Below are 25,410 nucleotides of genomic sequence, written 5' to 3'. Positions count from 1 at the left end.
ACACGACTTCTCACGGTCGGTGTCAGGTGCGTCGGGAGTGGTTGGCCATTCCCGTGTCCAGCGATGTCCGGCCAATTGGGCCGTTATCGCGACGTACGCGTCCTGCTTGCTGTGGCTACTTAAGCACTCAGTCAGGAGGAGGAATCAACCAGCGGCTGTGGACGAGATGAAGCGTCTTGATAAAGCCTAATGCTACACAGTCCAGCGGTTGTGCATCTCCACCCTACACGTATCCCTGATAATTCGGGTGCTGCCGCGCGCAGAATCCGCAGCGGGTTGGCATTTACCGTGAGCTCCGAAGGGGGAGGTCACGCATCATGGCTAATTTAGGCGTTGTTTCCGAAGCGTTCGCTCGGGGTCGTCCGTCGCTGACTGCACTTTGTGAACTGGCCATGAATATGGCTCGCAAGGCGAGTGAAAACTCTGCTTTACGGCTTGATTCAGGCCTCATGTCACCTGCGCTTGTTACAGCTGCAAACTCCACCGTTACGTAGCGAAAGCCCCGTAGGACGGCCTCGCGTCCTGGTGAATTGCGTTGGTCAGGGCCGGTTTTTGACCGTTAGTCCGCTGTCCAGGCCGCTTTTGGCGGCGTTCGCGACTATAGCAGCAATGATTAAGTGCTTCAATTCCATAAAAAATTGTTATCATCCGCGGCATGACGACTACTGCCCCTTCGACCCCAGCCGTACAACTGCTGGAGGTCTCGCCGGAATATGCCGGCCAACGTATTGATAACTTCCTTCTCGCTCGGCTCAAAGGCGTGCCCAAGACCTTGATTTACCGCATTTTGCGTAAGGGCGAAGTGCGTGTGAACAAAGGTCGGATCAAGCCCGAATACAAGCTGCAGGCGGGCGATATCGTGCGCGTGCCGCCGGTTCGCGTGCCCGAGCGCGATGAGCCGGTACCGCTGGCTCAGGGGCTGCTGCAGCGACTCGAAGCTTCGATTGTCTTTGAAGACAAAGCGCTGATCGTGATCAACAAGCCTTGCGGCATCGCGGTTCACGGTGGCAGCGGCCTGACTTACGGGGTGATCGAGGCCTTTCGTCAGTTGCGTCCCGATTGCAAGGAGCTCGAACTGGTTCACCGTCTCGACCGTGATACCTCCGGCCTGTTGATGATCGCCAAGAAGCGCAGCATGTTGCGCCACTTGCACGCGGCCTTGCGCGGCGATGGCGTCGATAAGCGCTATATGGCGCTGGTCCGTGGTAACTGGGCGGCCTCGATCAAGCAAGTCCGGGCGTCGCTCGGCAAGAGCAATCTGCGCTCCGGCGAGCGTATGGTCGAAGTCGACGAGGAGGAGGGCAAGGAGTCTGTGACCGTGTTCAAGGTCCTGCGCCGCTTCGGCGACTTTGCCACCCTGATCGAGGCCAAGCCGATTACCGGCCGGACTCACCAGATTCGCGTCCATACCCTGCACGCCGGGCATTGCATCGCTGGCGACACCAAGTATGGCGACGAAGGTTTCAGCAAGGAAATCCGCGATTTGGGCGGCAAACGCCTGTTCCTGCACGCCTACCTGCTGACTGTGCCGCTGCCGGATGGTGGCGAGCTGAAATTGCAGGCGCCGGTGGATGAGATGTGGGCCAAGACCGTGGAGCGCCTGAGTGCACCCCTCTGATTACAAGCTGCTGATTTTCGATTGGGACGGCACGCTCGCTGACTCCATTGGTCGGATTGTTGAGGCGATGCATGTCGCGTCCGAACGGTCCGGGTTTCAGTTGCGCGATGATTTTGCGGTCAAAGGCATTATCGGTCTGGGTCTGCCTGAAGCCATTCGCACGTTGTACCCGGACATTGGCGATCCCGAGCTGGTAGCGTTCCGCCAACACTATGCGGATCACTACATCGCCGCAGAGGCCGTGCCTTCACCGCTGTTCGAGGGTGTGCTCGAGTCGATGGAGGCGTTTCGCGCCGAGGGTTATCATCTGGCTGTGGCCACGGGCAAGGCTCGTCGAGGACTGGATCGGGTGCTGAAAGCTCACGGCTGGGAAGATTATTTCGATATCACCCGTGCCGCTGACGAAACCGCCAGCAAGCCCCATCCGCTGATGCTTGAGCAGATTCTCGCGCATTGTGAGGTGCGCCCGGAGCAAGCGCTGATGGTGGGCGATTCGTCCTTTGACTTGCAGATGGCGCGCAATGCCGGCATGGATTCGGTGGCAGTCAGCTATGGCGCGCAATCGATCGAAGCGTTGAAATTGTTCGAGCCGGCACTGGCCATTGATCGTTTTTCAGAATTGCATGCCTGGCTGAGTCAGCAGGCTTAATTGGTTTTTGCTGGGGTAAATGTCATGACCGACGAATGGAAAGCGCCCGCCAAGGCGAGCGCAGAGAGCGGTGACGAAAAAAGCTGGAAGCTGCTGGAAAAGACCCTGCTGGCCAGTGTCCAGGAGCAGCGCCGGTCTCGTCGCTGGGGAATTTTCTTCAAGCTGCTGACCTTTGTGTACCTGTTTGGCGCGTTGATTCTGTTCACGCCGCTGATGGACATGGAAAAGAGCGCGACCCGCGGTTCCCACTACACCGCGTTGATCGACGTGACCGGCATGATCGCCGACAAGGAGCCGGCCAGCGCCGACAACATCGTTGGTAGCCTGCGTGCAGCCTTCGAGGACGAGAAGGTCAAGGGCGTGATTCTGCGAATCAACAGCCCGGGCGGCAGTCCGGTGCAGTCGGGTTACGTGTATGACGAAATCGTCCGGCTGCGCGGCTTGCACCCGGATACCAAGGTGTACGCGGTGATTTCCGATCTGGGCGCTTCTGGTGCTTATTACATCGCCAGTGCGGCGGATCAGATTTACGCCGACAAGGCGAGCCTGGTGGGTTCCATTGGTGTGACGGCGGCCGGTTATGGCTTTGTCGGCACCATGGAGAAGCTCGGCGTCGAGCGTCGGACCTACACGTCCGGCGAGCACAAGTCGTTCCTCGACCCGTTCCAGCCGCAGAAGCCAGAGGAGACTCAGTTCTGGCAGGGCGTTCTTGATACCACGCACCAGCAGTTCATCAGCAGCGTGAAAAAGGGTCGTGGCGACCGTCTCAAGGACAAAGAGCATCCAGAACTGTTCTCCGGGCTGGTCTGGAACGGTGAGCAAGCGTTGCCGCTGGGTTTGATCGATGGCCTGGGGAATGCCAGTTCGGTGGCGCGTGATGTGATTGGTGAGAAGGAGTTGGTGGATTTCACCGTTCAGGAGTCGCCGTTCGATCGCTTCTCGAAAAAGCTCGGCGCCAGCGTGGCTGAGCAACTGGCAATGTGGATGGGTTTCCAGGGGCCTTCGTTGCGCTGATTCTTCGATGGCACAAAAAAAGCCGGCCCAAGTGGCCGGTTTTTCGCGTCTGCACGGTCCCTGTAACAGCTGGCGAAGCCTGCTGCTACATGGTTGCGGTGTTCAGGGGATCTGCACGCCCTCGACCAGTAGCATGTCGATGAGGCGGATCAGCGGTAGGCCGATCAGGCTGGTGGCGTCAGGGCCTTCGGTGCTTTGAAACAGGCTCACCCCCAAACCTTCGGCCTTGAAGCTGCCAGCGCAGTCGTAGGGCTGTTCGGCGTGCAGGTAGCGCTCGATGCGTGCAGGGTCGAGAATGCGCATGTGTACGGTGAAGGGCACGCAATCGACCTGGCAGTCGCCGGTCTGGCTGTTGAGCAGCGCCAGGCCCGTCAGGAAGGTCACGCTGGCACCGCTCGATGCCAGCAGTTGTTCGCGAGCCTTCTCGAAAGTGTGGGGTTTGCCGATGATCCGCTCGCCGAGGACCGCGACCTGATCGGAGCCGATGATCAGGTGGGCGCAGTGGCTGTCGGCAAGTGCCCGGGCTTTTTCTCTGGCGAGGCGCTTCACCAGATCAATGGCTGACTCGCCCGGACGATGGCTTTCATCGATATCCGGTGAACTGCAGGTGAATGGCAGCTGCAAGCGGGCCAGTAATTCCCGGCGATAAACCGAGCTTGAAGCGAGTAATAAAGGCAGCATGCGCATCTCCGGAAGACAGGCGCGAATTCTACCGAGGCTTCCAAGTGACGGACAGGGCTGAATTTCCTTTGACATGGCTGGGTGCATCCCTATAATGCTGCGCCTATGTTGAATGACCCGATTCCACCTCACGTTGACCCGCGCAAATTGGCTGACCGTGGCACCACCCTTCAAGGTGAACTGCTGCTGGCCGATTTGAAGAGACTCTGCGACCCGCTTTCCGATAATGTCGGTACGGTGCAGGCTAAATTCGTTTTTGAACGAGATGAACGTAAGTCTGTGGTAATCCACAGCTTTATCGACACCGAAGTCAAAATGGTTTGCCAGCGTTGTCTTGAGCTGGTCACCCTGCCGATCCATAGCGAATGCAGTTATGCTGTGGTGAAGGAGGGTGCGAATACCCAGTCGTTGCCGAAAGGTTATGACGTGCTGGAACTGGGCGAAGATCCATTGGATCTGCAGTCACTGATCGAGGAGGAGCTTCTGCTCGCCTTGCCCATTGTGCCTGCTCATCATCCGGAAGAATGCCAGCAGCCGGCGGGTCTCGATGAGCCCGAACCGAGCGAGGACGAGGTAACGCGGTCCAACCCGTTCAGTGTATTGGCGCAGTTAAAGCGTGACCCAAACGTTTAGGAGTTAATCAATTATGGCTGTTCAGCAGAACAAAAAATCCCGCTCTGCCCGTGACATGCGTCGTTCGCACGACGCCCTGACGGCAAGCACTCTGTCTGTAGAAAAAACCACCGGTGAAATTCACCTGCGTCACCACGTATCGCCAGAAGGCGTATACCGTGGCCGTAAAGTGATCGACAAGGGCGCTGACGAGTAATCACTTGTCTGCTCAAGTCATCGCGATTGACGCAATGGGCGGGGACTTCGGTCCCCGCAGCATTGTTCAGGCCAGCCTCGCTTGCCTGTCTGCTACACCCTCGCTGCACCTGACCCTCGTCGGTCAACCCTCCCTTCTTGAAGAATTGCTCTCTGGCCAATCGGCTGTGGATCGCTCGCGCCTGTCGATTGCCCCGGCGTCCGAAGTCATCACCATGGACGAAAAGCCTGCCCAGGCCTTGCGTGGCAAGCCCGACTCGTCGATGCGTGTGGCGCTCGAGTTGTTGCGTGATGGCAAGGTCCAGGCATGTGTCAGTGCCGGCAATACCGGCGCGCTGATGGCGCTGTCGCGGTTTGTGCTCAAGACGTTGCCAGGCATCGATCGGCCGGCGATGGTGGCGGCGATTCCGACGCAGAAGGGTTATTGCCAGTTGCTCGACCTGGGCGCCAATGTCGATTGCAGCGCCGAGCATCTATTGCAGTTCGCTGTGATGGGGTCGGTGGCGGCGGAAACCCTGGGCATCGTGCGTCCGCGAGTGGCGCTGCTGAACATCGGTACCGAAGACATCAAGGGCAATCAGCAGGTCAAGCTCGCTGCAACATTGTTGCAAAGTGCCCGTGGTATCAACTACATCGGTTTTGTCGAAGGTGACGGTGTGTACCGTGGCGAGGCGGATGTGGTGGTATGTGACGGATTTGTCGGCAATATCCTGCTCAAATCCAGCGAAGGCCTGGCGACCATGATTGCCGCGCGCATCGAAGCCTTGTTCAAGAAAAACCTTGCGTCGAAAGTGGTCGGTGCTCTGGCATTGCCGCTGATGAAGCGCTTACAAGCTGATCTGGCGCCTGCGCGGCATAACGGCGCAAGCTTCCTCGGGTTGCAGGGGATTGTGGTCAAAAGCCATGGTTCGGCGGGGGTTCAGGGCTTCCAGAGTGCGATTCAGCGTGCCTTGATCGAGATCCAGGAAAACCTGCCGGAGCGTATCCATGGTCGCCTGGAGGATTTGTTGCTTTAGGCGTTTTCGTCGGACAATGCTTAAATGTGACCGCTCAGTTCAATTTGCCATCCAACTGTCAGTTTCTTGCGTCCCCCAAGCGGGACGTCAATTCTCCGACGACAAGATCATTAGGGGCTTGTTACATGTCTGCTTCCCTCGCATTCGTCTTTCCGGGACAGGGTTCGCAGTCCCTCGGCATGCTGGCCGAGTTGGGCGCGCAACATCCGGTTGTCCTCGAAACATTCAAAGAAGCTTCCGACGCTCTGGGTTACGACCTGTGGGCACTGACCCAGCAAGGGCCGGAAGAACAACTCAATCAAACCGATAAAACCCAGCCGGCCATTCTGACCGCCTCGATCGCCTTGTGGCGTCTGTGGCTGGCGGAAGGTGGTGCGCGTCCGGCTTACGTTGCCGGTCACAGCCTGGGCGAATACAGCGCGCTGGTCGCGGCCGGCAGTTTGAGCCTGGGCGACGCCGTCAAGCTGGTGGAACGCCGTGGTCAGTTGATGCAGGAAGCCGTTCCAGCCGGGCAAGGCGGCATGGCCGCGATCCTCGGTCTGGAAGATGCTGACGTGTTGGCCGCCTGTGCCGAAGCGGCGCATGGCGAAGTGGTCAGCGCGGTCAACTTCAACTCCCCGGGCCAGGTGGTTATTGCCGGTGCCAAGGCTGCGGTTGAGCGTGCCATCGAAGGCTGCAAGGCTCGTGGTGCCAAGCGCGCCTTGCCACTGCCGGTCAGTGTGCCTTCTCATTGCGAACTGATGCGTCCGGCAGCCGAGCGTTTCGCTGAGTCGATCGCTGCAATCGACTGGCAAGCGCCGCAAATCCCGGTCGTACAGAACGTCAGCGCTACTGTGCCGGCCGATCTGGAAACCCTCAAGCGCGATCTGCTTGAGCAGCTCTACAAGCCTGTACGCTGGGTCGAATCGGTCCAGGCGCTGGCCGCCAAGGGCGCGACCCAGTTGGTCGAATGCGGCCCAGGCAAAGTGCTCGCAGGCCTGAACAAACGTTGCGCCGAAGGCGTATCGACATCCAACCTCAATACCCCAGACGCTTTCGCTGCCGCCCGTGCAGCGCTGGCCTGAATCAGGAGAAACTTGCATGAGTCTGCAAGGTAAAGTTGCACTGGTCACCGGTGCGAGCCGCGGTATTGGCCAGGCTATCGCCCTGGAGCTGGGTCGTCAGGGCGCTATCGTTGTAGGTACCGCGACGTCCGCTTCCGGCGCCGAGCGTATTGCCGCTACCCTGAAGGAAAACGGTATTCAAGGCACTGGCCTGGAACTCAATGTCACCAGCGACGAATCCGTTGCTGCCGTGTTGGCGAGCATTTCTGCACAGTTCGGAGCGCCGGCGATCCTGGTCAACAATGCCGGTATCACCCGCGATAATCTGATGATGCGCATGAAAGATGACGAATGGCATGATGTCGTCGATACCAACTTGAACAGTCTGTTCCGCCTGTCCAAGGGCGTTTTGCGCGGTATGACCAAAGCCCGTTGGGGACGAATTATCAGTATTGGCTCGGTTGTGGGTGCCATGGGCAACGCAGGCCAAGTAAACTACGCAGCCGCCAAGGCCGGTCTGGAAGGTTTCAGTCGTGCACTGGCGCGTGAAGTCGGTTCGCGTTCGATTACGGTAAACTCGGTGGCCCCAGGGTTCATCGACACCGATATGACCCGCGAACTGCCCGAGGCGCAGCGTGAAGCCTTGCAGACGCAGATTCCGCTGGGCCGTCTGGGGCAAGCTCAAGAGATCGCGTCTGTGGTCGCTTTTCTTGCATCCGACGGTGCGGCTTACGTTACTGGGGCTACAATCCCGGTGAACGGCGGGATGTACATGAGTTAAATGTGACGGATTGCTTCAAAAAAATGTCATACGAGCTGTCTAAAATCCGTTATAAAGCTGCAATCTATTTATAGGCAGAGGGTCGTCGGGTTTGAGGAGTGAAGCTTTCAGTTGAAAAACTGAAAAGTCTTTCTATACACTTACCCACTGGCCAGCTGCCTGAATTTGTCCATTAGGAGTGAAAACAAGGTATGAGCACCATCGAAGAGCGCGTCAAGAAAATCGTTGCTGAGCAACTGGGCGTCAAAGAAGAAGAAGTGGTCAACACTGCTTCCTTCGTTGAAGACCTGGGTGCCGACTCCCTTGACACCGTTGAGCTGGTGATGGCTCTGGAAGAGGAATTCGAGACCGAAATCCCTGACGAAGAAGCTGAGAAGATCACTACTGTACAAGCCGCAATCGATTACGTTACTAACCACCAGGCTTAATAGCTTGTAATCGTTGCTTGCTGTCATGGAAAAACCGCACTGCCAACACGGCGTGCGGTTTTTTCTTTAGGCCTGATGCAAAGTCGTCATTTGAAAAAGGAGAGTGCTGTGTCGCGTAGACGCGTCGTAGTCACCGGTATGGGTATGTTGTCGCCACTGGGCACGGATGTGCCAAGCAGTTGGCAGGGCATTCTGGCTGGCCGTAGTGGCATTGGTCTGATCGAACACACCGACCTTTCTGCCTATTCCACCCGTTTTGGCGGCTCGGTAAAGGGCTTCAATGTCGAGGAATACCTGTCGGTCAAGGAAGCACGCAAGCTCGATCTGTTCATTCAGTACGGTCTGGCTGCCGGTTTTCAGGCTGTACGTAATGCAGGCCTCGAAGTCACCGACGCCAACCGTGAGCGCATCGGCGTGGCCATGGGTTCGGGCATCGGCGGTCTGACCAACATCGAAGAAACCAGCCGCACCCTGCATGATTCTGGCCCACGACGGATTTCTCCGTTTTTCGTGCCTGGCTCGATCATCAATATGATTTCCGGTTTCCTGTCCATCCACTTGGGTGCACAGGGACCTAACTACGCCATCGCCACCGCCTGTACTACCGGTACGCACTGCATTGGCATGGCAGCCCGCAACATCATGTACGACGAAGCCGACGTGATGATTGCCGGCGGCGCCGAGATGGCGGCTTGCGGTCTGGGCATGGGTGGCTTCGGTGCTTCCCGTGCGCTGTCGACCCGCAACGACGAGCCAACCCGTGCCAGCCGTCCATGGGACAAGGGCCGTGATGGCTTCGTCTTGTCCGACGGTGCCGGCGCTCTGGTGCTCGAAGAACTGGAGCACGCCAAGGCACGCGGCGCGACCATTTACGCCGAGCTGATCGGTTTCGGCACCAGTGGCGATGCCTATCACATGACTTCGCCTCCGGCCGATGGCGCCGGTGCTGCCCGTTGCATCACCAATGCCTTGCGCGATGCCAAGATCAATGGCGATCAGGTCCAGTACATCAACGCCCACGGCACCTCGACCTCGGCCGGCGACCTCGCTGAAGCCTGTGCGATCAAGTCGGTGTTCGGCGATCACGCCTACAAGCTGGCCGTCAGTTCGACCAAGTCCATGACCGGTCACTTGCTGGGTGCGGCCGGCGCTGTCGAGGCGATCTTCAGCGTGCTGGCGATCAACAGCCAGGTGGCACCACCGACCATCAACCTCGATGAGCCGGATGAAGGCTGCGACCTCGATTTCGTGCCGCACACCGCGCGCAACATGGATATCGATGTGGTGCTGTCCAATTCCTTCGGATTTGGCGGTACCAACGGCTCGCTGGTGTTCCGCCGGTTCGCTGACTGATGGACAGCTGGGTCGACGGTCAGCCGGCTGACGCTTTGTCGCTGAAAGATCGCGGCCTGGCTTACGGTGATGGTCTGTTCGAGACCATTGCCGTGCGTGGCGGGCAGGCGTTGTTGCTGGACCGGCATCTGGCGCGGCTGGTCGATGGCTGTTCGCGCCTGGCGATCGCTGCGGACCATGAGCTGATCCGCAGTGAGCTGCTGGCCTATGCCCGCGCACTGGATGAGGGCGTGCTCAAACTCATCATCACTCGCGGTGACAGCCTGCGCGGGTACGCCCCCGATCCTTTGGCTCAAGCCCGACGTATTCTGCAAGGCAATCCTGCCGCTGCTTATCCTGCTGTTCATGGTGAGCAGGGCGTTCGCCTGTTTCCCTGCGCGACACGACTGTCCAGGCAGCCGCTGCTAGCCGGTCTCAAGCACCTCAACCGTTTGGAACAGGTTATTGCGCGCGCTGAATGGCAAGATACGGAACACGCCGAAGGCTTGATGCTCGATCAGGCAGGTCGGGTAATCGAAGGCGTATTCAGTAATCTGTTCCTGGTGCGCGACGGCGTGTTGATCACGGCTGACTTGAAGCGCTGCGGCGTGGCTGGCGTGATGCGTGCCGAATTATTGTTTCAAGCCGAGTCATTGGGGGTTCCCACGCAAATCACCGACATCAGCCTCGATCAGTTGCAATGGGCCGATGAAGTCTTTGTCTGCAACAGCGTGTATGGCGTTTGGCCGGTGCGCGCCTATGCTGCGCTGAGCTGGTCGGTTGGGCCGCTCACCCGTAAACTCCAAACCATTGCCCGTGCGCTACTGGATGCTTGATACGTGAGACGTAAATTCTTGCTGCTGCTGGAAACCGGATTGGTTCTGGCAGGGTTGTGTCTGGGCGCCTCCGCCTGGAAAATACATTCGGCGCTGGAACAGCCGCTGAACATCACCCAGGAAGAACTGCTGGAAGTGCCCAAAGGCACGACACCCACCCGCACCTTCTATCGACTCGAAGCCGATGGCGTCATCAAGGACGCATTCTGGTTGCGCGTGTATTGGCGTTTCAATCTGGCCGGACAACCCCTGCACAAGGGCGAATACCGCATGCAGCCAGGCATGACCGTCGAAGGGCTGATCGACCTGTGGAAGCGTGGGGACATCGTTCAGTACAGCCTGACCCTGGTCGAAGGCTGGAACTTTCATCAGGTCCGGGCGGCATTGGTCAAGGATGAAAAACTCGAGCAGACCCTGAACGGCTTGAGCGATAGCGAAGTGATGACCAGGCTCGGCCACGCCGGGATCTTTCCCGAGGGCCGATTCTTTCCCGACACTTACCGCTTCGTGCGGGGTATGACCGATGTCGATCTGCTGAAAAAAGCCTACGATCGCCTCGACGAGGTCCTTGCCAGGGAATGGGAGCAGCGCTCCGCTGATGTGCCTTATACCGAACCCTATCAGGCGCTGATCATGGCCTCGCTAGTGGAAAAGGAAACCGGTGTGCCCCAGGAACGCGGGCAGATCGCTGGCGTGTTTGTGCGGCGTATGGCGATGGGTATGATGCTGCAGACCGATCCGACGGTGATCTACGGCCTCGGTGACCGCTACAGCGGTAAATTGACCCGTGCGCATCTCAGGGAAGCCAATCCGTACAACACCTACATGATTACGGGCCTGCCGCCGACGCCGATTGCCATGGTCGGTCGCGAAGCGATCCATGCCGCGTTGAATCCGGTGGCGGGCAACAGCCTTTACTTCGTTGCGCGTGGTGATGGCAGCCACGTGTTTTCTGATGATCTGGATGCTCACAATAGTGCGGTGCGCGAGTTCCAGCTCAAGCGTCGTGCCGATTACCGGTCCAGCCCGGCACCGGTCTCGGCGCCAGAAGCCCGCAATGGTGAAACGCCAGACGCCGAGGCTCCGATTCCGGCCGCGTCACCCAACCCCGATCCCGAGGCTGTGCCGCCGGTAATGCCGCAAGAACCTGCTGCTGCACCCGTTGCGGCGCCTGAAACCGAACCCGAACCCAAGCCCGTGCCCGAGCCGGACGCACCGGTTCCGCAACGCCCGCAATGACTCTGATTAAGGACTGCCCGTGACTGGCTTGTTTATTACCCTGGAAGGCCCGGAAGGCGCCGGCAAGAGCACCAACCGCGAATACCTGGCCGAGCGCCTGCGCGCCGCCGGTATCGAGGTGGTGTTGACCCGCGAGCCGGGTGGTACGCCCTTGGCCGAGCGGATCCGCGAAGTGCTGTTGGCGCCGGTTGATGAAGTCATGAACCCCGACACCGAGCTGTTGCTGGTGTTCGCCGCGCGCGCCCAGCATCTGGCCGAGGTGATTCGCCCGGCGCTGGCCCGTGGCGCGGTTGTCTTGTGTGATCGTTTTACCGATTCGACTTACGCGTATCAGGGTGGCGGTCGCGGATTGTCGCTGGAGCGTATCGCCGCGCTGGAAACCTTTGTGCAGGGCGATTTGCGCCCAGACCTGACGCTGATCTTTGATCTGCCGGTGGAAGTGGGTCTGGCCCGCGCCAGCGCTCGCGGTCGCCTGGATCGTTTCGAACTCGAAGGCCGAACCTTTTTCGATGCCGTGCGCGGTGCATTCCTCAAGCGCGCTGAAGCTGATCCGGCGCGTTATGTGCGGGTCGATGCCGCTCAGCCGCTGGCGCAGGTCCAGCAGTCGCTGGACGCCTTGCTGCCACGCCTGCTGGAGTTGGCCCGTGGCTGAAGCCTATCCGTGGCAGGACAGCCTCTGGCAGCAGTTGGCCGGTCGCAAGCAGTATGCGCACGCCTATTTGCTGCATGGCCCGGCCGGGATCGGCAAGCGGGCGTTGGCGGAACGGTTGATGGCCAGTTTGCTGTGCCAGCGTCCGACCGCGCAGGATGCCTGCGGTGAGTGCAAATCCTGCCTGCTGCTCAAGGCTGGCAGTCATCCCGACAACTACATCCTGGAACCCGAAGAGGCCGACAAGGCGATCAAGGTCGATCAGGTGCGCGATCTGGTCAGCTTCGTGGTCCAGACCGCCCAAATGGGCGGGCGCAAGGTGGTGTTGATCGAGCCGGTAGAGTCGATGAACATCAACGCCGCGAACGCCTTGCTCAAAAGTCTTGAAGAGCCGTCCGGCGACACCGTTTTGCTGTTGGTCAGCCATCAGACCAGCCGTTTGTTGCCGACCATCAAGAGCCGCTGCGTGCAGCAGGCCTGCCCACTGCCGAGCGAAGCGATGAGTCTTGCATGGCTGGCCAAGGCCCTGCCGGACAGCTCGGAAGAAGAGCGTATCGAACTGCTGACCCTGGCGGCCGGTTCTCCGCTGGCGGCGGTCAAGTTGCAGGCCCAGGGCGTGCGCGAACAGCGAGCGCTGGTGGTCGAAGGCGTGAAGAAGCTGCTCAAACAGCAGCAATCGCCGACGCAGTTGGCCGAAGAATGGAAAACCGTCCCGCAGTTGCTGTTGTTCGACTGGTTCTGCGACTGGTCGAGTCTGATCCTGCGCTATCAATTGACCCAGGATGAAGCAGGGTTGGGGTTGGCGGACATGCGCAAGGTCATTCAATACCTGGCGCAGAAAACCGCTCAGGACAAGGTCTTGAATATCCAGGACTGGATTCTCGCCCAGCGTCAGAAGGTCATGAGCAAAGCCAACCTCAATCCGGCGTTGTTGCTGGAGGCGCTGCTGGTGCAATGGGCATCCTTGCCTACCCAGAAGTGATCGTCTGTGCCTAGACTCTGATCATCAGCCATGGAGGTCAGCATGAATGAAGCCGTCAACCCGGGGCCGCGCAACGGCATTTTGTCCCTGAGCATCAAGGACAAGTCGGTGCTTTATGCGGCCTATATGCCGTTCATCAAGAACGGTGGCCTGTTTATCCCGACCAACAAAAGCTACAAGTTGGGCGATGAGGTGTTCATGCTGCTGAACCTGATGGATGAAGCCGAGAAGATTCCGGTCGCTGGAAAGGTTACCTGGATTACCCCCAAAGGTGCGCAGGGCAATCGGGCTGCCGGGGTCGGCGTACAATTCAACGACGGCGACAACACTGCGCGCAGTCGAATCGAAACCCATCTGGCCGGAGCCCTGAAGTCCGACCGTCCCACTCATACGATGTAGTTGCAGCCCTTTTATGCTCGTAGATTCCCATTGTCACCTCGATCGTCTTGACCTCGCCGCCCACGACGGCTCCCTGGATGCCGCGCTTGATGCGGCCCGGCAGCGCGGGGTAGGGCACTTTTTATGTATCGGCGTCAGCGTCGAAAATGCCGCGGATGTCAAAGCCCTGGCCGAACGTTATGACGACGTCGACTGTTCAGTGGGCGTGCATCCGTTGGATGTACAGCCGGGGGCCGCGCCGGCGCTGGATTGGTTGTTGCGTGAGCTCAATCACCCCCGTGTCGTGGCCATCGGTGAAACCGGTCTGGATTATCACTACGAGCCGGAAGCGGCAGAGTTGCAGCAGGCGTCGTTTCGTTTGCACCTGCAGGCCGCTCAGCAAACAGGCAAACCGGTGATCATCCACACCCGTGGCGCCCGTGCTGATACGTTGAATTTGCTGCGCGAGGCTGCGTTGCCTCAGGCGGGCGTGTTGCATTGCTTCACGGAAGACTGGGACATGGCCAAGGCTGCGTTGGATATGGGCTATTACATTTCCCTGTCCGGCATTGTCACTTTTCGCAATGCCGATGCGCTGCGTGATGTCGCCAGCAAAGTGCCGGCTGATCGATTGCTGGTGGAAACCGACTCGCCGTACCTGGCTCCGATCCCTTATCGCGGCAAACCCAACCTGCCGCAGTACGTGCGCGAGGTTGCGGAGTTTCTGGCAATGTTGCGTGGTGAGTCTTATGAGCGATTCGCCGAGCAGACCACTGAAAACTTCAAGCGCCTGTTTCCGCTGGCGCATGTGAAAGGCTGAATCGCAGGCAAAAAAAACCCGGGTTCTGGGGGGTGAATCCGGGTTAAGACCATTAGGAGTAAAACAAAGGCACGCGGTCCGTTGGTACCTATATCGACGCGACACTTGGGGGAGATGCCCCGCCGACATTTCAAGTATTGATCAGTATTGCGCCGAGTCCAGTTTACCGGCCCCGGTTTTTAAACAATTTTGGAATACGGCCGCTTCGGAAGAGTTCTCATCAGCAGGCGACCCAGCGTCAAATCATCAAGAAACACAGATATGGTCGGATGATCCGTGCATTTTGGCGCAAGTTAGGCATAATACGCGGCTTCGAATTTTGACCCCTACAGACCTTTTCTTATGCATAAAGAACCTCGTAAGGTCCGTGAGTTTCGTCGCCGCGAGCAAGAAATTCTCGATACCGCGCTCAAGCTGTTCCTCGACCAAGGTGAAGACAGTGTCACCGTCGAGATGATTGCTGATGCCGTCGGTATCGGCAAAGGCACGATCTACAAGCATTTCAAATCCAAGGCGGAGATCTATCTGCGCCTGATGCTCGACTACGAGCGTGATCTGAACGAGCTGTTGCATTCGGCTGATGTCGACAAGGACAAGGAAGCCCTGTCCCGGGCCTACTTCGAATTCCGCATGCGCGACCCGCAACGCTATCGCTTGTTCGATCGCCTGGAAGAGAAGGTGGTCAAGGGCAACCAGGTGCCGGAGATGGTCGAGGAACTGCACAAGATCCGCGCCTCAAACTTCGAGCGCCTGACCTTGCTGATCAAGGGCCGGATCAGCGAAGGCAAGCTGGAAGACGTACCCCCTTACTTCCATTACTGCGCGTCCTGGGCGTTGGTGCATGGTGCCGTGGCGCTGTATCACTCGCCGTTCTGGAGCAATGTGCTGGAAGATCAGGAAGGTTTCTTCCAGTTCCTGATGGATATCGGCGTGCGCATGGGCAACAAGCGCAAGCGCGATACCGACACCCCGAGCAGCTGAACCATTCAGTTGCCTTATTGCGCCATGATTTCGCTATATGGCGCAGTACCTCAGGAATATACTCAGGCATGGGACTTGCTAAAACTTGATTTGTGAGTCAAGTTTTACGCGTTCAAATTCCTTTCGCCGGAGTGCTCCATGATCGTTGACCGTCAAGGCAGGCGTTTCCGCAATTTGCGGATCAGCCTGACCTCAGCCTGCAATTACGCGTGTACCTACTGCGTGCCCAACGGCAAGCGGCTGGTGGCTGCGCAGGATGAATTGTCGGCCGAGGCCATGGCGCGCGGCGTGGCGTATCTGATCGAAGCAGCGGGCATAGAGCGCTTGCGCATCACCGGTGGCGAGCCGCTGGTCAGCCCTAAGCTCGAAGCCTTCATGACCGCTGTCGGCAAGATGGGCCTGGAAGACATAAGCCTGACCACCAATGGTCAACTGCTGGCGAAAAAGCTGCCGTTGCTGGTGGACGCCGGCATCCGTCGCATCAACGTTTCCCTCGATACCCTGGATGCCAGCGCGTTCCGCAGCATTGCCCGTGGCGGCGATCTGGCGACCGTGCTCGACGGTATGGATCAGTCCAAGGCCGCCGGCCTTAAAATCAAGGTCAATATGGTGCCCTTGCGCGGCCAGAACCTCGACCAGGTGATGCCGCTGCTCGATTACTGCCTGGAACGTGGTTATGAATTGCGCTTCATCGAGCTGATGCGCATGGGTCACCTGGCTAGCGACAACAACGCCTTCCTGCAGCAGTTCGTCAGCCTTCAGCAGTTGTTGAGCCTGATCGGCGAGCGTTATGAGTATCTGCAGGCCGATGCGCCGGTCGATGCCACTGCGGTGCGCTACGAAATACCGGGGCTGGGGCACTTCGGCGTGATCGCCAATGAAAGCGTTCCATTCTGCCGCACTTGCTCGCGTCTTCGATTGTCATCTACCGGTTGGCTGCATGGCTGTTTGTCGTCGAGCAATCGACACTATGTGGGTGACCTCTTGGACAAGCCTCGTCATCAGGCCTTGCCGGCGTTGCAGCGTCTTCTGGTGAAAGCCTTGGGGGACAAGCAGGAAGTGGCGTTCTCGGGTGGTGCGACCATCATGAAGATTATTGGCGGCTGATCCGGCCTCTTCGCGGGCAAGTCGGGTCGCGAATGCAATCTGTCAGGCGCAGATGTTTGCCGAGCTGGCGCGGAAGCTGCATCCAATGGCCATTCGCCGGTTTTCCGTCACCGGCCTCTGGAGGGTAGGATGCGTAGCCTGGTTTTGCTGCTGGCCGTTTTGGTGCTTGGTGGCTGCATGAATGTCAGCGATATGGCTGAAGGGACTCGCTACCACATGAGCGATGCAGGGCTGCTGGATCACAGCGACAGTCGTCGGGTGAATAACCTGCGCATCCAGCCGGACTCGTTTATCTACATCGCCCAAGGTGCCTTCGCGCCGCCGGGCAGTGCTTATCCACGACCTAACGTGGTCGCTGAAGAAGCCTACAACGGTTTTATCGAATACTTCCCGATGGTCCGCCGCGCGCGCACCCCCGAAGGCCTCGATCAGGCCATGGGGGAAGCTCGCGCCGCCGGAGCCCACTACCTGCTTTACACTCGGTTCGCCAAGGCGGATGACCGTATCGGTAACTCGGACGAATGGCTCGATCAGGAATACGTGGATCGCCTCGGCATCGACAGCGGCGTGATTCAGATCATGTTGATCGAGACCAGCACCCAGTATTTGATTGATACTGCACGTATCAAGAGTCGTGGCGGTTTACTGACGTTCCACGATAACAAGCCACAAGACCTGATTGGCCCGCCGCTTGAGCAATACGCGCGCAGCCTGATTGGTCTCAGCGACCAGTAATCCAAGGAGAACGCCATGAGTGGCCCGCAAAAAGCCAACGACTTGTTGGGGCAAATCCCCAAAACCAAAGGCTTGCCGCCGGTCCACCTGTGGAACCCTGACTTCTGTGGCGACATCGACATGCGCATCGCCCGCGACGGCACCTGGTACTACCTGGGGACGCCGATCGGGCGTAAGCCGATGGTCAAGCTGTTCTCCACCATCATTCGCCGAGATGGCGATGATTATTTCCTGATCACGCCGGTCGAGAAGGTGGGCATCAAGGTCGATGATGCGCCGTTCGTGGCGATTGCCGTGGACGTGGAAGGCGAGGGCGAAGCACAAGTCTTGCGCTTCACCACCAATGTCGACGAGACCACGGACGCCGGCACCGAACACCCGATCCGCGTGGTGATCGACCCGGTCACGCAAGAGCCAGCACCCTACGTGCATGTGCGCACCAACCTCGAAGCCCTGATCCATCGCAATGTGTTCTACCAACTGGTGGAGCTGGCGGTGACCCGTGAGATCGAAGGGCAGCGTTGGCTGGGCGTGTGGAGCGGCGGAGAATTCTTCCCCATCGGCCTGGAGCCGTAACGCGCAGTGCTCTGGAAAACGGCCCGCTATCAAGCGGGCCGTTGTCATTGGGGGTTACAAGCCTTTGCTCTTGAGCCGAGCCGCATGGTCAAGGTAGTGCTTGACCGGGTTCACATTCCAGCTGTCGATCCCTGCAATCTGATTGACTGCATCAAAGTGGTCCATCGGGTAATCCGAGCGAATCACTTTCCCCAAGTGCGAGCTGTATTGACCGACCAGCCCGTCGTTGGCGTTTTTCTCTTTGTAAAATAACTTCGACAGCACGATACAGTTCAAGTGGGACGGATCGAGAGGTTGCAGGCTTTGGAAGTTTTGTACGATCCCGCTCCAGGAGTAGTAGTACACGCCGTTTTCAATTTCATTGCCTTCCCCGCCCCATTGTTTCGGCACCCCTTGCGGGTACTTGCGATTGAAGGCGGCCAATCCCGCGCTGGTCAGGGATTCGAAAGCTGCTTGAGCGTCCTGAGGGTTTTCCGGGTGGCCGCTGATCAACGAAATGAAAGTGCCGACTGCCTTGAACAGGGCAAGTACGACCGCTTCGGGCAGCTCTCCAGGCGTCAGCGCCTTATGCAATTGGTCGGCAATCTCGGAGCCATGATTGGGGCAACTGACCGACGTGACTGACGCGACCTTTTCCGGGTGTAGCGCCGCAATGTAGCGTGCGGCCAGTGGGCCTTGGCTATGGCCGATCAGATTGACCTTGGCGGCTCCCGTTTCCTGCAAAATGCGGTTGACGTGGACGAGCAGTTTTTCACCTCGCTCCTCGTTGCCGTTAACTGCTGGAATGTTAACGGCAAACACCTTCGCGCCTGCGTGTTCCAACGCTTCCTTGATCTCGAAGAAGTAGGGGTAACCGGCGATTTTATCGAAACCGAAAAGGCCGTGGACCAAAACAATCGGGTATTGCGTAGACGCATCCATGTTCATGCTTATACCTGTCGATAGCGGATTCTAGTGGAACAGATGCTATTGACTGCTTGATCTGTCGCGTCTAACCGTAGGTCACAAAGTAGATTCGTTCAAATCGCTCGTCAGGCACGCTTGCAAAATTCAAATTGACAGTCAATCGTATGATGATTAGCGTGAGGCCCATCGCGAACGGCTTTGTGCCGTTCCTGCATCGAGGTGCCCATGTCCAGCAGTTTTCATGCGTCGACCGTCGATTGGCTGGGTTGCTGGATAGCCGCAGGCCAAGTCAAACCCGGTGAAACCATCAAGGTCGAAGCCGATCTGGGTGAGCAGCTCGGTGTCAGTCGCACGGTCATCCGCGAAGCCATCAAAACCCTGGTCGCCAAAGGCATGCTCGAAGTCGGGCCGAAGGTCGGCACGCGGGTACTGCCGGTGCGACGCTGGAACCTCTTCGATCCGCAAGTCGTGGGCTGGCTGTCGCGCAGCGGCTTGCCGGAAAACTTCGTCGACGACCTGCTCGACCTGCGCCGCACCATCGAACCGATGGCCGTGCGCTGGGCGTGCGAGCGCGCTACGGTCGAACAGGTGCAAGCGATTCTCCAGGCTTACAACGCGTTGGAACGGGCGGTGGACAGCGGCGTCGATTACAACCGCGCCGACCAGATCTTCCACGAGTGCATTCTCGCCGCCAGCCACAATCAGTTCATCGAACAAATGGTCCCGGCCCTCGGTGCGCTGTTGGCTGTTTCTTTTGAAGTGTCCGCCGCCGACCCGGACGAATTGCGCCGCACGCTGCCGATTCACAAAGACATGGCCGACGCCATCGCCGCCCGGGATGCCGCGCGCGGTGTCTGGGCCTGCATGACCCTGATCGATAACGCTGACCTGGCGATCAAACGCTTCTACCCGAAAGTCATGGCCGACAAAAAAGCCAGCTGACAATAAAGAACCCTGTGGGAGCGAGGCTGCTCGCGAAAGCGGTTTAGCATTCAGCGACTGAGTTGCCTGACACACCGCCATCGCGAGCAGGCTCACTCCCACATAAAGCAAAAAGCAGGAGGTTTCATGACGTGGAATGCGGTTACCGGACACCGTGCACAACTCGGCGAAGGGCCGTTCTGGGATGTGCCGACCCAAGCGCTGTACTGGGTGGACATCGCCGGCAAGCAAGCCCTGCGGCTGATCGGCGCCAACGTGCAGATCTGGGAAATGCCGGAACATGTCTCCGCGTTCATCCCCTGCGAAAGCGGCGATGCGCTGGTGACGTTGAGCAGCGGCGTCTATCGGCTGGACCTTGATTCACCAGGGCTCGAACCGCGCCTGACCTTGCTCTGCGTCGCCGACCCGCAACCCGGTAATCGCGCCAACGAAGCCCGCTGCGATGCGCAGGGGCGGCTCTGGCTTGGCACCATGCAAAACAACATCGGCGAAAATGGTGAAGACATGCCCGTCGTGCGTCGTTCCGGCGGCCTGTTTCGCATCGACCGCGACGCGCGGGTCACGCCGCTGCTTCGCGGGCTGGGCATTCCCAACACGTTGCTGTGGAGCGAGGACGAGACCACGCTGTTTTTCGCCGACAGCATGGACAAAACCTTGTACCGATATTTCGTCCACACCGATGGCAACCTGGACACCGCGTATGTCTGGTTCGGTCCCCATGATCGGGGCGGACCGGATGGCTCGGCGATGGATGCCGAGGGTTTCATCTGGAACGCCCGCTGGGACGGAAGCTGCCTGATCAGGCTGACCCCGGATGGCTATGTCGACCGCGTGATCGAACTGCCGGTCAGCCGCCCCACCAGTTGCGTGTTTGGCGGCGAAGACTTGAAAACCCTGTACATCACCAGCGCCGCGAGCCCGCTTAACCACCCGCTGGACGGTGCGCTGCTGTCGATTCGCGTCGATGTACCGGGAAAACCCTGCACACGCTTCGCCGGATAAAATCCCATAATATGGGATGTAAAATTATATATTGAGATTATTTGGTGGTCGGGTTTATAGTCGGCCATCAGTTACACGCACTCACACTTAAAAAAACAAAACAGGTGAAGTGATGCAGCGATTTTTCAAAATGACTTTTGACCGGACATCGACAGATGCCCGTCTTTTGTCGTGCCTGCAAAAGGGGGCTTGATCCATGGCTGAGCCTCTTTCCTTGCCAGCCGTGTCCGAACCGCCTAAAGGCGAGCGCCTGAAAAACAAGGTCGTGCTGCTGACCGGCGCTGCGCAAGGCATCGGCGAGGCCATCGTCGCCACGTTCGCGTCGCAGCAGGCCAAGCTGATCATCAGCGATGTCCAGGCCGAAAAAGTCGAGAAAGTCGCGGCGCACTGGCGGGACAAAGGCTTTGATGTTCAGGCGATCAAGGCCGACGTCTCTCGGCAACAAGACCTGCACGCGATGGCCAGGTTGGCAGTCGAACGTCACGGCCGGATCGACGTATTGGTCAACTGCGCCGGGATCAACGTGTTCCGTGATCCACTGGAAATGACCGAAGAAGACTGGCATCGCTGCTTCGCCATCGACCTCGACGGCGCGTGGTACGGCTGCAAAGCGGTGCTGCCGCAAATGATCGAGCAGGGCATCGGCAGCATCATCAACATCGCCTCGACCCATTCCACCCACATCATCCCGGGCTGCTTCCCGTACCCGGTGGCCAAGCACGGCTTGCTCGGGCTGACCCGCGCGCTGGGCATCGAATATGCGGCCAAGGGCATTCGCGTGAATGCGATCGCGCCGGGCTACATCGAAACCCAATTGAACGTCGATTACTGGAACGGTTTTGCCGACCCCCATGCTGAACGTCAACGGGCTTTCGACCTGCATCCGCCGCGCCGTATCGGGCAACCGATGGAAGTGGCCATGACTGCCGTCTTCCTGGCCAGCGATGAAGCGCCGTTCATCAATGCCTCGTGCATCACCATCGATGGTGGTCGCTCGGTCATGTATCACGACTGAGCCAAACGACTTTCAGACGCGGAACTCCGTTTGAAATCCAATCATCATACGATATGACTATTTGCAGTAGCGGCTTTCAAATAACGCTCAAAAAAAATAACAAGGAGTCAGCTTATGAATCGTCGTCGTGGGATCCGTTCCCTGTGCTGTGCCGCTTTGGCGGTCACTGCGGTCAGCCTGAGCAGTACGCTGCTGGCGGCTGAGGAAGTGAAAATCGGCTTTCTGGTCAAGCAGGCGGAAGAGCCCTGGTTCCAGACTGAGTGGGCATTCGCCGAAAAGGCCGGGAAAGAGAAAGGCTTCACCGTCATCAAGATCGCCGTGCCGGACGGCGAGAAAACCCTCTCGGCCATCGACAGCCTCGCCGCCAACGGCGCCAAGGGCTTCGTGATCTGCCCGCCGGACGTCTCCCTCGGCCCGGCCATCATGGCCAAGGCCAAGCTCAATGGTTTGAAAGTCATCGCCGTCGATGACCGTTTCGTCGATGCCAATGGCAAGTTCATGGAAGACGTTCCGTACCTCGGCATGGCCGCGTTCGAAGTCGGCCAGAAGCAGGGCGCAGCGATGGCTACGGAAGCGAAAAAACGCGGCTGGGACTGGAAAGACACCTACGCGGTTATCAACACCTTTAATGAACTCGACACCGGCAAGAAGCGCACCGACGGTTCGGTCAAAGCGCTGGAAGACGCCGGGATGCCGAAAGACCACATCCTGTTCTCGGCCCTGAAAACCCTCGACGTGCCAGGCAGCATGGACGCCACCAACTCGGCCCTGGTGAAACTGCCGGGCGCGGCGAAAAACCTGATCATTGGCGGCATGAACGACAACACCGTGCTGGGCGGCGTGCGCGCCACCGAGAGCGCCGGTTTTGCCGCAGCCAACGTGATCGGCATCGGCATCAACGGCACCGACGCCATCGGCGAATTGAAAAAAGCCAACAGCGGTTTCTTCGGCTCGATGCTGCCAAGCCCGCACATCGAGGGCTACAACACAGCGAGCATGATGTTCGAGTGGGTCACCACCGGCAAAGAACCACCGAAGTACACCGCGATGGACGACGTGACGCTGATCACTCGCGAGAACTTCAAGCAGGAACTGGAAAAGATCGGCCTGTGGAACTGAGGGCCGGTTGATTTCATCGGCGGCCCTGGCGACGGGGCCGTCTGATCTGTGTGATGAGGTGGTTTTATGCACGCGCAAGTACAGACACATGAGCACAGCGTCGGCGGCAGCCTGCGCTTCAACGGGATCGGCAAGACTTTTCCCGGGGTGAAGGCGCTGGATGGCATCAGCTTCGTCGCGCGTCCCGGGCAGGTTCACGCCTTGATGGGCGAGAACGGCGCCGGCAAGTCGACTCTATTGAAAATCCTCGGCGGCGCCTACACGCCGAGCAGCGGCGACCTGCAGATCGGCGAGCAGACGATGGTCTTCAAGTCCACCGCCGACAGCATCGCCAGCCGGGTGGCGGTGATCCACCAAGAGCTGCACCTGGTCCCGGAAATGACCGTGGCGGAGAACCTGTTCCTCGGTCATCTGCCGGCCAGTTTCGGCCTGATCAATCGTGGCGCGTTGCGGCAGCAAGCGCTGGCCTGCCTAAAGGGCCTGGCCGATGAAATCGATCCGCAAGAGAAAGTAGGGCGCCTGTCCCTCGGTCAGCGACAGCTGGTGGAAATCGCCAAGGCGCTGTCCCGTGGCGCGCATGTGATTGCCTTCGACGAACCCACCAGCAGCCTGTCGGCGCGGGAAATCGATCGCTTGATGGCGATCATCGGGCGCTTGCGCGACGAAGGAAAAGTGGTGCTCTACGTCTCTCACCGCATGGAAGAAGTGTTCCGCATCTGCAACGCGGTGACGGTGTTCAAGGACGGTCGCTACGTGCGCACCTTCGAGGACATGAGCGAGCTGACCCATGACCAGTTGGTGACGTGCATGGTCGGCCGCGACATTCAGGACATCTACGATTACCGCAGCCGTCAGCGTGGCGCGGTGGCGCTCAAGGTTGATGGTCTGATGGGGCCGGGACTGCGTGAACCGGTGAGCTTTGAGGTGCACAAGGGCGAGATTCTCGGGCTGTTCGGCCTGGTGGGCGCCGGTCGTACCGAGCTGTTCCGGATGCTCAGCGGGCTGACGCGCAATACCGCCGGACGCCTGGAGCTTCGCGGTCATGAGGTGAAACTGCGCTCCCCCCCGCGATGCCATCGCGGCAGGCATCCTGTTGTGCCCCGAAGACCGCAAGAAGGAGGGCATCCTGCCGCTGGCCAGCGTCGCCGAGAACATCAACATCAGCGCGCGCGGCGCCCATTCCACGTTCGGTTGCCTGTTGCGCGGCTTGTGGGAGAAGGGCAACGCCGACAAGCAGATCAAGGCGCTGAAAGTGAAGACGCCCAGCGCCGAGCAGAAAATCATGTACCTGTCCGGCGGCAATCAGCAGAAGGCCATTCTCGGCCGCTGGCTGTCGATGCCGATGAAAGTCCTGTTGCTCGATGAACCGACACGCGGCATCGACATCGGTGCCAAGGCCGAGATCTACCAGATCATCCATAACCTGGCAGCCAGCGGCATCGCGGTGATCGTGGTGTCCAGCGACCTGATGGAAGTGATGGGTATTTCCGACCGCATCCTGGTGCTCTGCGAAGGCGCGATGCGCGGCGAGTTGTCTCGCGCGCAGGCCAATGAATCCAACCTGCTGCAACTGGCTTTGCCACGCCAACGCGCTGACGGCGTGGCGAACTGAGAGGTGACTATGACCATCCAAAACAACGCTCTGCCCACTACGCGCAAACCTCTGGACCTGCGGCGCTTTCTCGATGACTGGGTGATGTTGCTGGCGGCCGTCGGGATCTTCGTGCTGTGTACGCTGCTGATCGACAACTTCCTGTCGCCGCTGAACATGCGCGGCCTGGGCCTGGCGATTTCGACGACCGGGATCGCGGCCTGCACCATGCTGTATTGCCTGGCGTCTGGGCACTTTGACTTGTCGGTGGGTTCGGTGATTGCCTGTGCCGGCGTGGTCGCGGCGGTAGTGATGCGCGACACCGACAGCGTGTTTCTCGGCGTGAGTGCCGCGCTGGTGATGGGGCTGATTGTCGGGCTGATCAACGGCATCGTGATCGCCAAGCTTCGGGTCAACGCGTTGATTACCACCTTGGCGACCATGCAGATCGTTCGTGGCCTGGCTTACATTTTTGCCAATGGCAAAGCGGTCGGCGTGTCGCAGGAGTCCTTCTTCGTTTTCGGTAACGGCCAGTTGTTCGGCGTGCCAGTGCCGATCCTGATCACCATCGTGTGCTTCCTGTTTTTCGGCTGGCTGCTGAATTACACCACCTACGGGCGCAACACCATGGCAATCGGCGGCAACCAGGAAGCGGCGTTGCTGGCTGGGGTGAACGTTGACCGGACCAAGATCATTATCTTTGCCGTGCATGGGGTGATTGGGGCGTTGGCCGGGGTGATCCTGGCGTCGCGCATGACCTCGGGTCAGCCAATGATCGGCCAGGGTTTTGAGCTGACGGTGATTTCGGCTTGCGTGTTGGGTGGCGTGTCGTTGAGCGGCGGGATTGGCATGATCCGGCACGTGATTGCCGGGGTGTTGATTCTGGCGATTATCGAGAATGCGATGAACCTGAAGAACATCGACACCTTCTATCAGTACGTGATCCGCGGTTCGATCCTGCTGTTGGCCGTCGTCATCGACCGCCTCAAACAACGCTGAGATTTGCGCTGTTTGGGCTGACGTCTTCGCGGGCAAGCCTCGCTCCTACAGGTTTTATGTCGTACCCGGATTATGCGGCTGACAGGTAACCTGTAGTAGCGAGGCTTGCCCGCGAAAGCAATGCATCTGATTCCCCCCCGCTT

The 25,410-nt window shown here is 59.0% G+C and carries 27 protein-coding genes and 1 pseudogene; 26 read left to right on the top strand and 2 right to left on the bottom strand.

The features are described 5' to 3' along the window. Positions 1–655: 655 nt before the first annotated feature. The 3 genes from rluC to ACA051_RS21430 are packed head-to-tail and all read left to right on the top strand — an operon-like array spanning position 656 to position 3,281. Positions 656–1,618, top strand: coding sequence for a 23S rRNA pseudouridine(955/2504/2580) synthase RluC (rluC, locus tag ACA051_RS21440; RefSeq protein WP_497371822.1), 963 nt, complete (start codon positions 656–658; stop codon positions 1,616–1,618). Further along, positions 1,605–2,267 (top strand): HAD-IA family hydrolase, encoded by a 663-nt coding sequence (locus tag ACA051_RS21435; protein WP_497304553.1) that lies wholly within the window; start codon positions 1,605–1,607, stop codon positions 2,265–2,267. Before rluC ends, ACA051_RS21435 begins: the two co-directional genes overlap by 14 nt. 24 nt (positions 2,268–2,291) lie before the next feature. Then, on the top strand, positions 2,292–3,281 hold the full coding sequence (locus ACA051_RS21430) for a S49 family peptidase (protein ID WP_497304551.1): 990 nt from the start codon (positions 2,292–2,294) through the stop codon (positions 3,279–3,281). Positions 3,282–3,383: 102 nt separating this feature from the next. Here the strand turns inward: ACA051_RS21430 and ACA051_RS21425 are convergent, their stop codons facing one another. Next, positions 3,384–3,962, bottom strand: a complete 579-nt coding sequence (locus ACA051_RS21425; protein WP_497371820.1) for a Maf family protein — start codon at positions 3,960–3,962, stop codon at positions 3,384–3,386. A gap of 105 nt (positions 3,963–4,067) precedes the next feature. Between ACA051_RS21425 and ACA051_RS21420 the strand changes: the two genes are divergently transcribed. The 17 genes from ACA051_RS21420 to ACA051_RS21340 all read left to right on the top strand — a co-directional run bounded on the left by ACA051_RS21420 (position 4,068) and on the right by ACA051_RS21340 (position 17,693). Then, a complete protein-coding gene (locus ACA051_RS21420) occupies positions 4,068–4,595 on the top strand; it encodes a YceD family protein (RefSeq protein WP_497304547.1) in 528 nt (175 codons plus the stop codon). 13 nt (positions 4,596–4,608) lie between these two features. Further along, positions 4,609–4,791 carry a 50S ribosomal protein L32 gene (gene rpmF / locus ACA051_RS21415; protein ID WP_008152339.1) on the top strand — a complete coding sequence of 61 codons (183 nt, stop codon included), beginning with the start codon at positions 4,609–4,611 and terminating at the stop codon, positions 4,789–4,791. Positions 4,792–4,795: 4 nt separating this feature from the next. Continuing rightward, on the top strand, positions 4,796–5,806 hold the full coding sequence (gene plsX, locus ACA051_RS21410) for a phosphate acyltransferase PlsX (RefSeq protein WP_081757410.1): 1,011 nt from the start codon (positions 4,796–4,798) through the stop codon (positions 5,804–5,806). 125 nt (positions 5,807–5,931) lie between these two features. After that, complete coding sequence (gene fabD / locus ACA051_RS21405; RefSeq protein WP_497371818.1) at positions 5,932–6,870, top strand: ACP S-malonyltransferase; 939 nt, start codon at positions 5,932–5,934, stop codon at positions 6,868–6,870. A gap of 16 nt (positions 6,871–6,886) precedes the next feature. Continuing rightward, entirely contained in the window at positions 6,887–7,630 is a 744-nt protein-coding gene (fabG, locus tag ACA051_RS21400; protein ID WP_497304543.1) for a 3-oxoacyl-ACP reductase FabG, read from the top strand. A 191-nt stretch (positions 7,631–7,821) separates the two neighbouring features. After that, entirely contained in the window at positions 7,822–8,058 is a 237-nt protein-coding gene (gene acpP / locus ACA051_RS21395) for an acyl carrier protein (RefSeq protein WP_003442511.1), read from the top strand. A 108-nt stretch (positions 8,059–8,166) separates the two neighbouring features. Beyond that, on the top strand, positions 8,167–9,411 hold the full coding sequence (gene fabF / locus ACA051_RS21390; RefSeq protein ID WP_010461853.1) for a beta-ketoacyl-ACP synthase II: 1,245 nt from the start codon (positions 8,167–8,169) through the stop codon (positions 9,409–9,411). Then, a complete protein-coding gene (gene pabC / locus ACA051_RS21385; protein ID WP_497304541.1) occupies positions 9,411–10,226 on the top strand; it encodes an aminodeoxychorismate lyase in 816 nt (271 codons plus the stop codon). The genes fabF and pabC overlap by 1 nt, the downstream gene beginning before the upstream one ends. A 3-nt stretch (positions 10,227–10,229) precedes the next feature. Further along, the gene (gene mltG, locus ACA051_RS21380) at positions 10,230–11,465 is read left to right on the top strand and encodes an endolytic transglycosylase MltG (protein WP_497371816.1); all 1,236 of its coding nucleotides are present in this window, start codon (positions 10,230–10,232) and stop codon (positions 11,463–11,465) included. Positions 11,466–11,484: 19 nt separating this feature from the next. Continuing rightward, entirely contained in the window at positions 11,485–12,117 is a 633-nt protein-coding gene (gene tmk / locus ACA051_RS21375) for a dTMP kinase (protein WP_497304538.1), read from the top strand. Next, complete coding sequence (locus ACA051_RS21370; RefSeq protein WP_497371814.1) at positions 12,110–13,096, top strand: DNA polymerase III subunit delta'; 987 nt, start codon at positions 12,110–12,112, stop codon at positions 13,094–13,096. Before tmk ends, ACA051_RS21370 begins: the two co-directional genes overlap by 8 nt. 42 nt (positions 13,097–13,138) lie before the next feature. Further along, positions 13,139–13,495, top strand: coding sequence for a PilZ domain-containing protein (locus ACA051_RS21365; RefSeq protein WP_497304534.1), 357 nt, complete (start codon positions 13,139–13,141; stop codon positions 13,493–13,495). Between the two features lie 13 nt (positions 13,496–13,508). Continuing rightward, a complete protein-coding gene (locus ACA051_RS21360) occupies positions 13,509–14,294 on the top strand; it encodes a TatD family hydrolase (RefSeq protein ID WP_497304532.1) in 786 nt (261 codons plus the stop codon). Positions 14,295–14,636: 342 nt separating this feature from the next. Beyond that, positions 14,637–15,275 carry a TetR/AcrR family transcriptional regulator gene (locus ACA051_RS21355; RefSeq protein WP_008152317.1) on the top strand — a complete coding sequence of 213 codons (639 nt, stop codon included), beginning with the start codon at positions 14,637–14,639 and terminating at the stop codon, positions 15,273–15,275. Between the two features lie 138 nt (positions 15,276–15,413). Then, complete coding sequence (locus ACA051_RS21350) at positions 15,414–16,382, top strand: GTP 3',8-cyclase MoaA (RefSeq protein ID WP_497304531.1); 969 nt, start codon at positions 15,414–15,416, stop codon at positions 16,380–16,382. Between the two features lie 129 nt (positions 16,383–16,511). Next, entirely contained in the window at positions 16,512–17,117 is a 606-nt protein-coding gene (locus tag ACA051_RS21345; RefSeq protein WP_403108144.1) for a DUF4823 domain-containing protein, read from the top strand. Positions 17,118–17,132: 15 nt separating this feature from the next. Beyond that, positions 17,133–17,693, top strand: a complete 561-nt coding sequence (locus tag ACA051_RS21340; protein ID WP_497304530.1) for a DUF1285 domain-containing protein — start codon at positions 17,133–17,135, stop codon at positions 17,691–17,693. Positions 17,694–17,747: 54 nt separating this feature from the next. On the opposite strand, the gene ACA051_RS21335 is transcribed toward ACA051_RS21340, so the two are convergent. Next, positions 17,748–18,620 (bottom strand): esterase/lipase family protein, encoded by an 873-nt coding sequence (locus ACA051_RS21335; protein WP_497304529.1) that lies wholly within the window; start codon positions 18,618–18,620, stop codon positions 17,748–17,750. 204 nt (positions 18,621–18,824) lie between these two features. On the opposite strand from ACA051_RS21335, the gene ACA051_RS21330 reads away from it, so the two are divergent. The 6 genes and pseudogenes from ACA051_RS21330 (at position 18,825) to araH (ending at position 25,267) form a co-directional block, all read left to right on the top strand. Beyond that, positions 18,825–19,541 carry a FadR/GntR family transcriptional regulator gene (locus ACA051_RS21330; protein WP_497304527.1) on the top strand — a complete coding sequence of 239 codons (717 nt, stop codon included), beginning with the start codon at positions 18,825–18,827 and terminating at the stop codon, positions 19,539–19,541. A gap of 126 nt (positions 19,542–19,667) precedes the next feature. Next, positions 19,668–20,543: an SMP-30/gluconolactonase/LRE family protein gene (locus tag ACA051_RS21325; protein WP_497371812.1), complete on the top strand. Its 876-nt coding sequence runs from the start codon at positions 19,668–19,670 to the stop codon at positions 20,541–20,543. 196 nt (positions 20,544–20,739) lie between these two features. Next, positions 20,740–21,558, top strand: coding sequence for an SDR family oxidoreductase (locus ACA051_RS21320; RefSeq protein ID WP_497371810.1), 819 nt, complete (start codon positions 20,740–20,742; stop codon positions 21,556–21,558). Positions 21,559–21,672: 114 nt separating this feature from the next. Then, positions 21,673–22,677: a substrate-binding domain-containing protein gene (locus tag ACA051_RS21315; RefSeq protein ID WP_109633825.1), complete on the top strand. Its 1,005-nt coding sequence runs from the start codon at positions 21,673–21,675 to the stop codon at positions 22,675–22,677. A gap of 66 nt (positions 22,678–22,743) precedes the next feature. Then, positions 22,744–24,289: pseudogene (araG, locus tag ACA051_RS21310) on the top strand (L-arabinose ABC transporter ATP-binding protein AraG). Positions 24,290–24,298: 9 nt separating this feature from the next. Continuing rightward, complete coding sequence (gene araH / locus ACA051_RS21305; protein ID WP_497304519.1) at positions 24,299–25,267, top strand: L-arabinose ABC transporter permease AraH; 969 nt, start codon at positions 24,299–24,301, stop codon at positions 25,265–25,267. Positions 25,268–25,410 lie beyond the last annotated feature (143 nt).

The sequence above is a fragment of the Pseudomonas sp. LBUM1669 genome (genome assembly GCF_059695705.1).
The sequence above is the reverse complement of the archived record's forward strand: the minus strand, read 5'-3'. Positions and strand labels throughout refer to the sequence as shown.

Coding starts and splice junctions, on each gene's coding strand:
- rluC (WP_497371822.1), top strand. CDS start 656: ATGACGACTACTGCCCCTTCGACCCCAGCCGTACAACTGCTGGAGGTC.
- ACA051_RS21430 (WP_497304551.1), top strand. CDS start 2,292: ATGACCGACGAATGGAAAGCGCCCGCCAAGGCGAGCGCAGAGAGCGGT.
- ACA051_RS21425 (WP_497371820.1), bottom strand. CDS start 3,962: ATGCTGCCTTTATTACTCGCTTCAAGCTCGGTTTATCGCCGGGAATTA.
- ACA051_RS21420 (WP_497304547.1), top strand. CDS start 4,068: ATGTTGAATGACCCGATTCCACCTCACGTTGACCCGCGCAAATTGGCT.
- rpmF (WP_008152339.1), top strand. CDS start 4,609: ATGGCTGTTCAGCAGAACAAAAAATCCCGCTCTGCCCGTGACATGCGT.
- fabD (WP_497371818.1), top strand. CDS start 5,932: ATGTCTGCTTCCCTCGCATTCGTCTTTCCGGGACAGGGTTCGCAGTCC.
- fabG (WP_497304543.1), top strand. CDS start 6,887: ATGAGTCTGCAAGGTAAAGTTGCACTGGTCACCGGTGCGAGCCGCGGT.
- acpP (WP_003442511.1), top strand. CDS start 7,822: ATGAGCACCATCGAAGAGCGCGTCAAGAAAATCGTTGCTGAGCAACTG.
- pabC (WP_497304541.1), top strand. CDS start 9,411: ATGGACAGCTGGGTCGACGGTCAGCCGGCTGACGCTTTGTCGCTGAAA.
- ACA051_RS21365 (WP_497304534.1), top strand. CDS start 13,139: ATGAATGAAGCCGTCAACCCGGGGCCGCGCAACGGCATTTTGTCCCTG.
- ACA051_RS21360 (WP_497304532.1), top strand. CDS start 13,509: ATGCTCGTAGATTCCCATTGTCACCTCGATCGTCTTGACCTCGCCGCC.
- ACA051_RS21355 (WP_008152317.1), top strand. CDS start 14,637: ATGCATAAAGAACCTCGTAAGGTCCGTGAGTTTCGTCGCCGCGAGCAA.
- ACA051_RS21350 (WP_497304531.1), top strand. CDS start 15,414: ATGATCGTTGACCGTCAAGGCAGGCGTTTCCGCAATTTGCGGATCAGC.
- ACA051_RS21345 (WP_403108144.1), top strand. CDS start 16,512: ATGCGTAGCCTGGTTTTGCTGCTGGCCGTTTTGGTGCTTGGTGGCTGC.
- ACA051_RS21340 (WP_497304530.1), top strand. CDS start 17,133: ATGAGTGGCCCGCAAAAAGCCAACGACTTGTTGGGGCAAATCCCCAAA.
- ACA051_RS21335 (WP_497304529.1), bottom strand. CDS start 18,620: ATGAACATGGATGCGTCTACGCAATACCCGATTGTTTTGGTCCACGGC.
- ACA051_RS21330 (WP_497304527.1), top strand. CDS start 18,825: ATGTCCAGCAGTTTTCATGCGTCGACCGTCGATTGGCTGGGTTGCTGG.
- ACA051_RS21325 (WP_497371812.1), top strand. CDS start 19,668: ATGACGTGGAATGCGGTTACCGGACACCGTGCACAACTCGGCGAAGGG.
- ACA051_RS21320 (WP_497371810.1), top strand. CDS start 20,740: ATGGCTGAGCCTCTTTCCTTGCCAGCCGTGTCCGAACCGCCTAAAGGC.
- ACA051_RS21315 (WP_109633825.1), top strand. CDS start 21,673: ATGAATCGTCGTCGTGGGATCCGTTCCCTGTGCTGTGCCGCTTTGGCG.
- araH (WP_497304519.1), top strand. CDS start 24,299: ATGACCATCCAAAACAACGCTCTGCCCACTACGCGCAAACCTCTGGAC.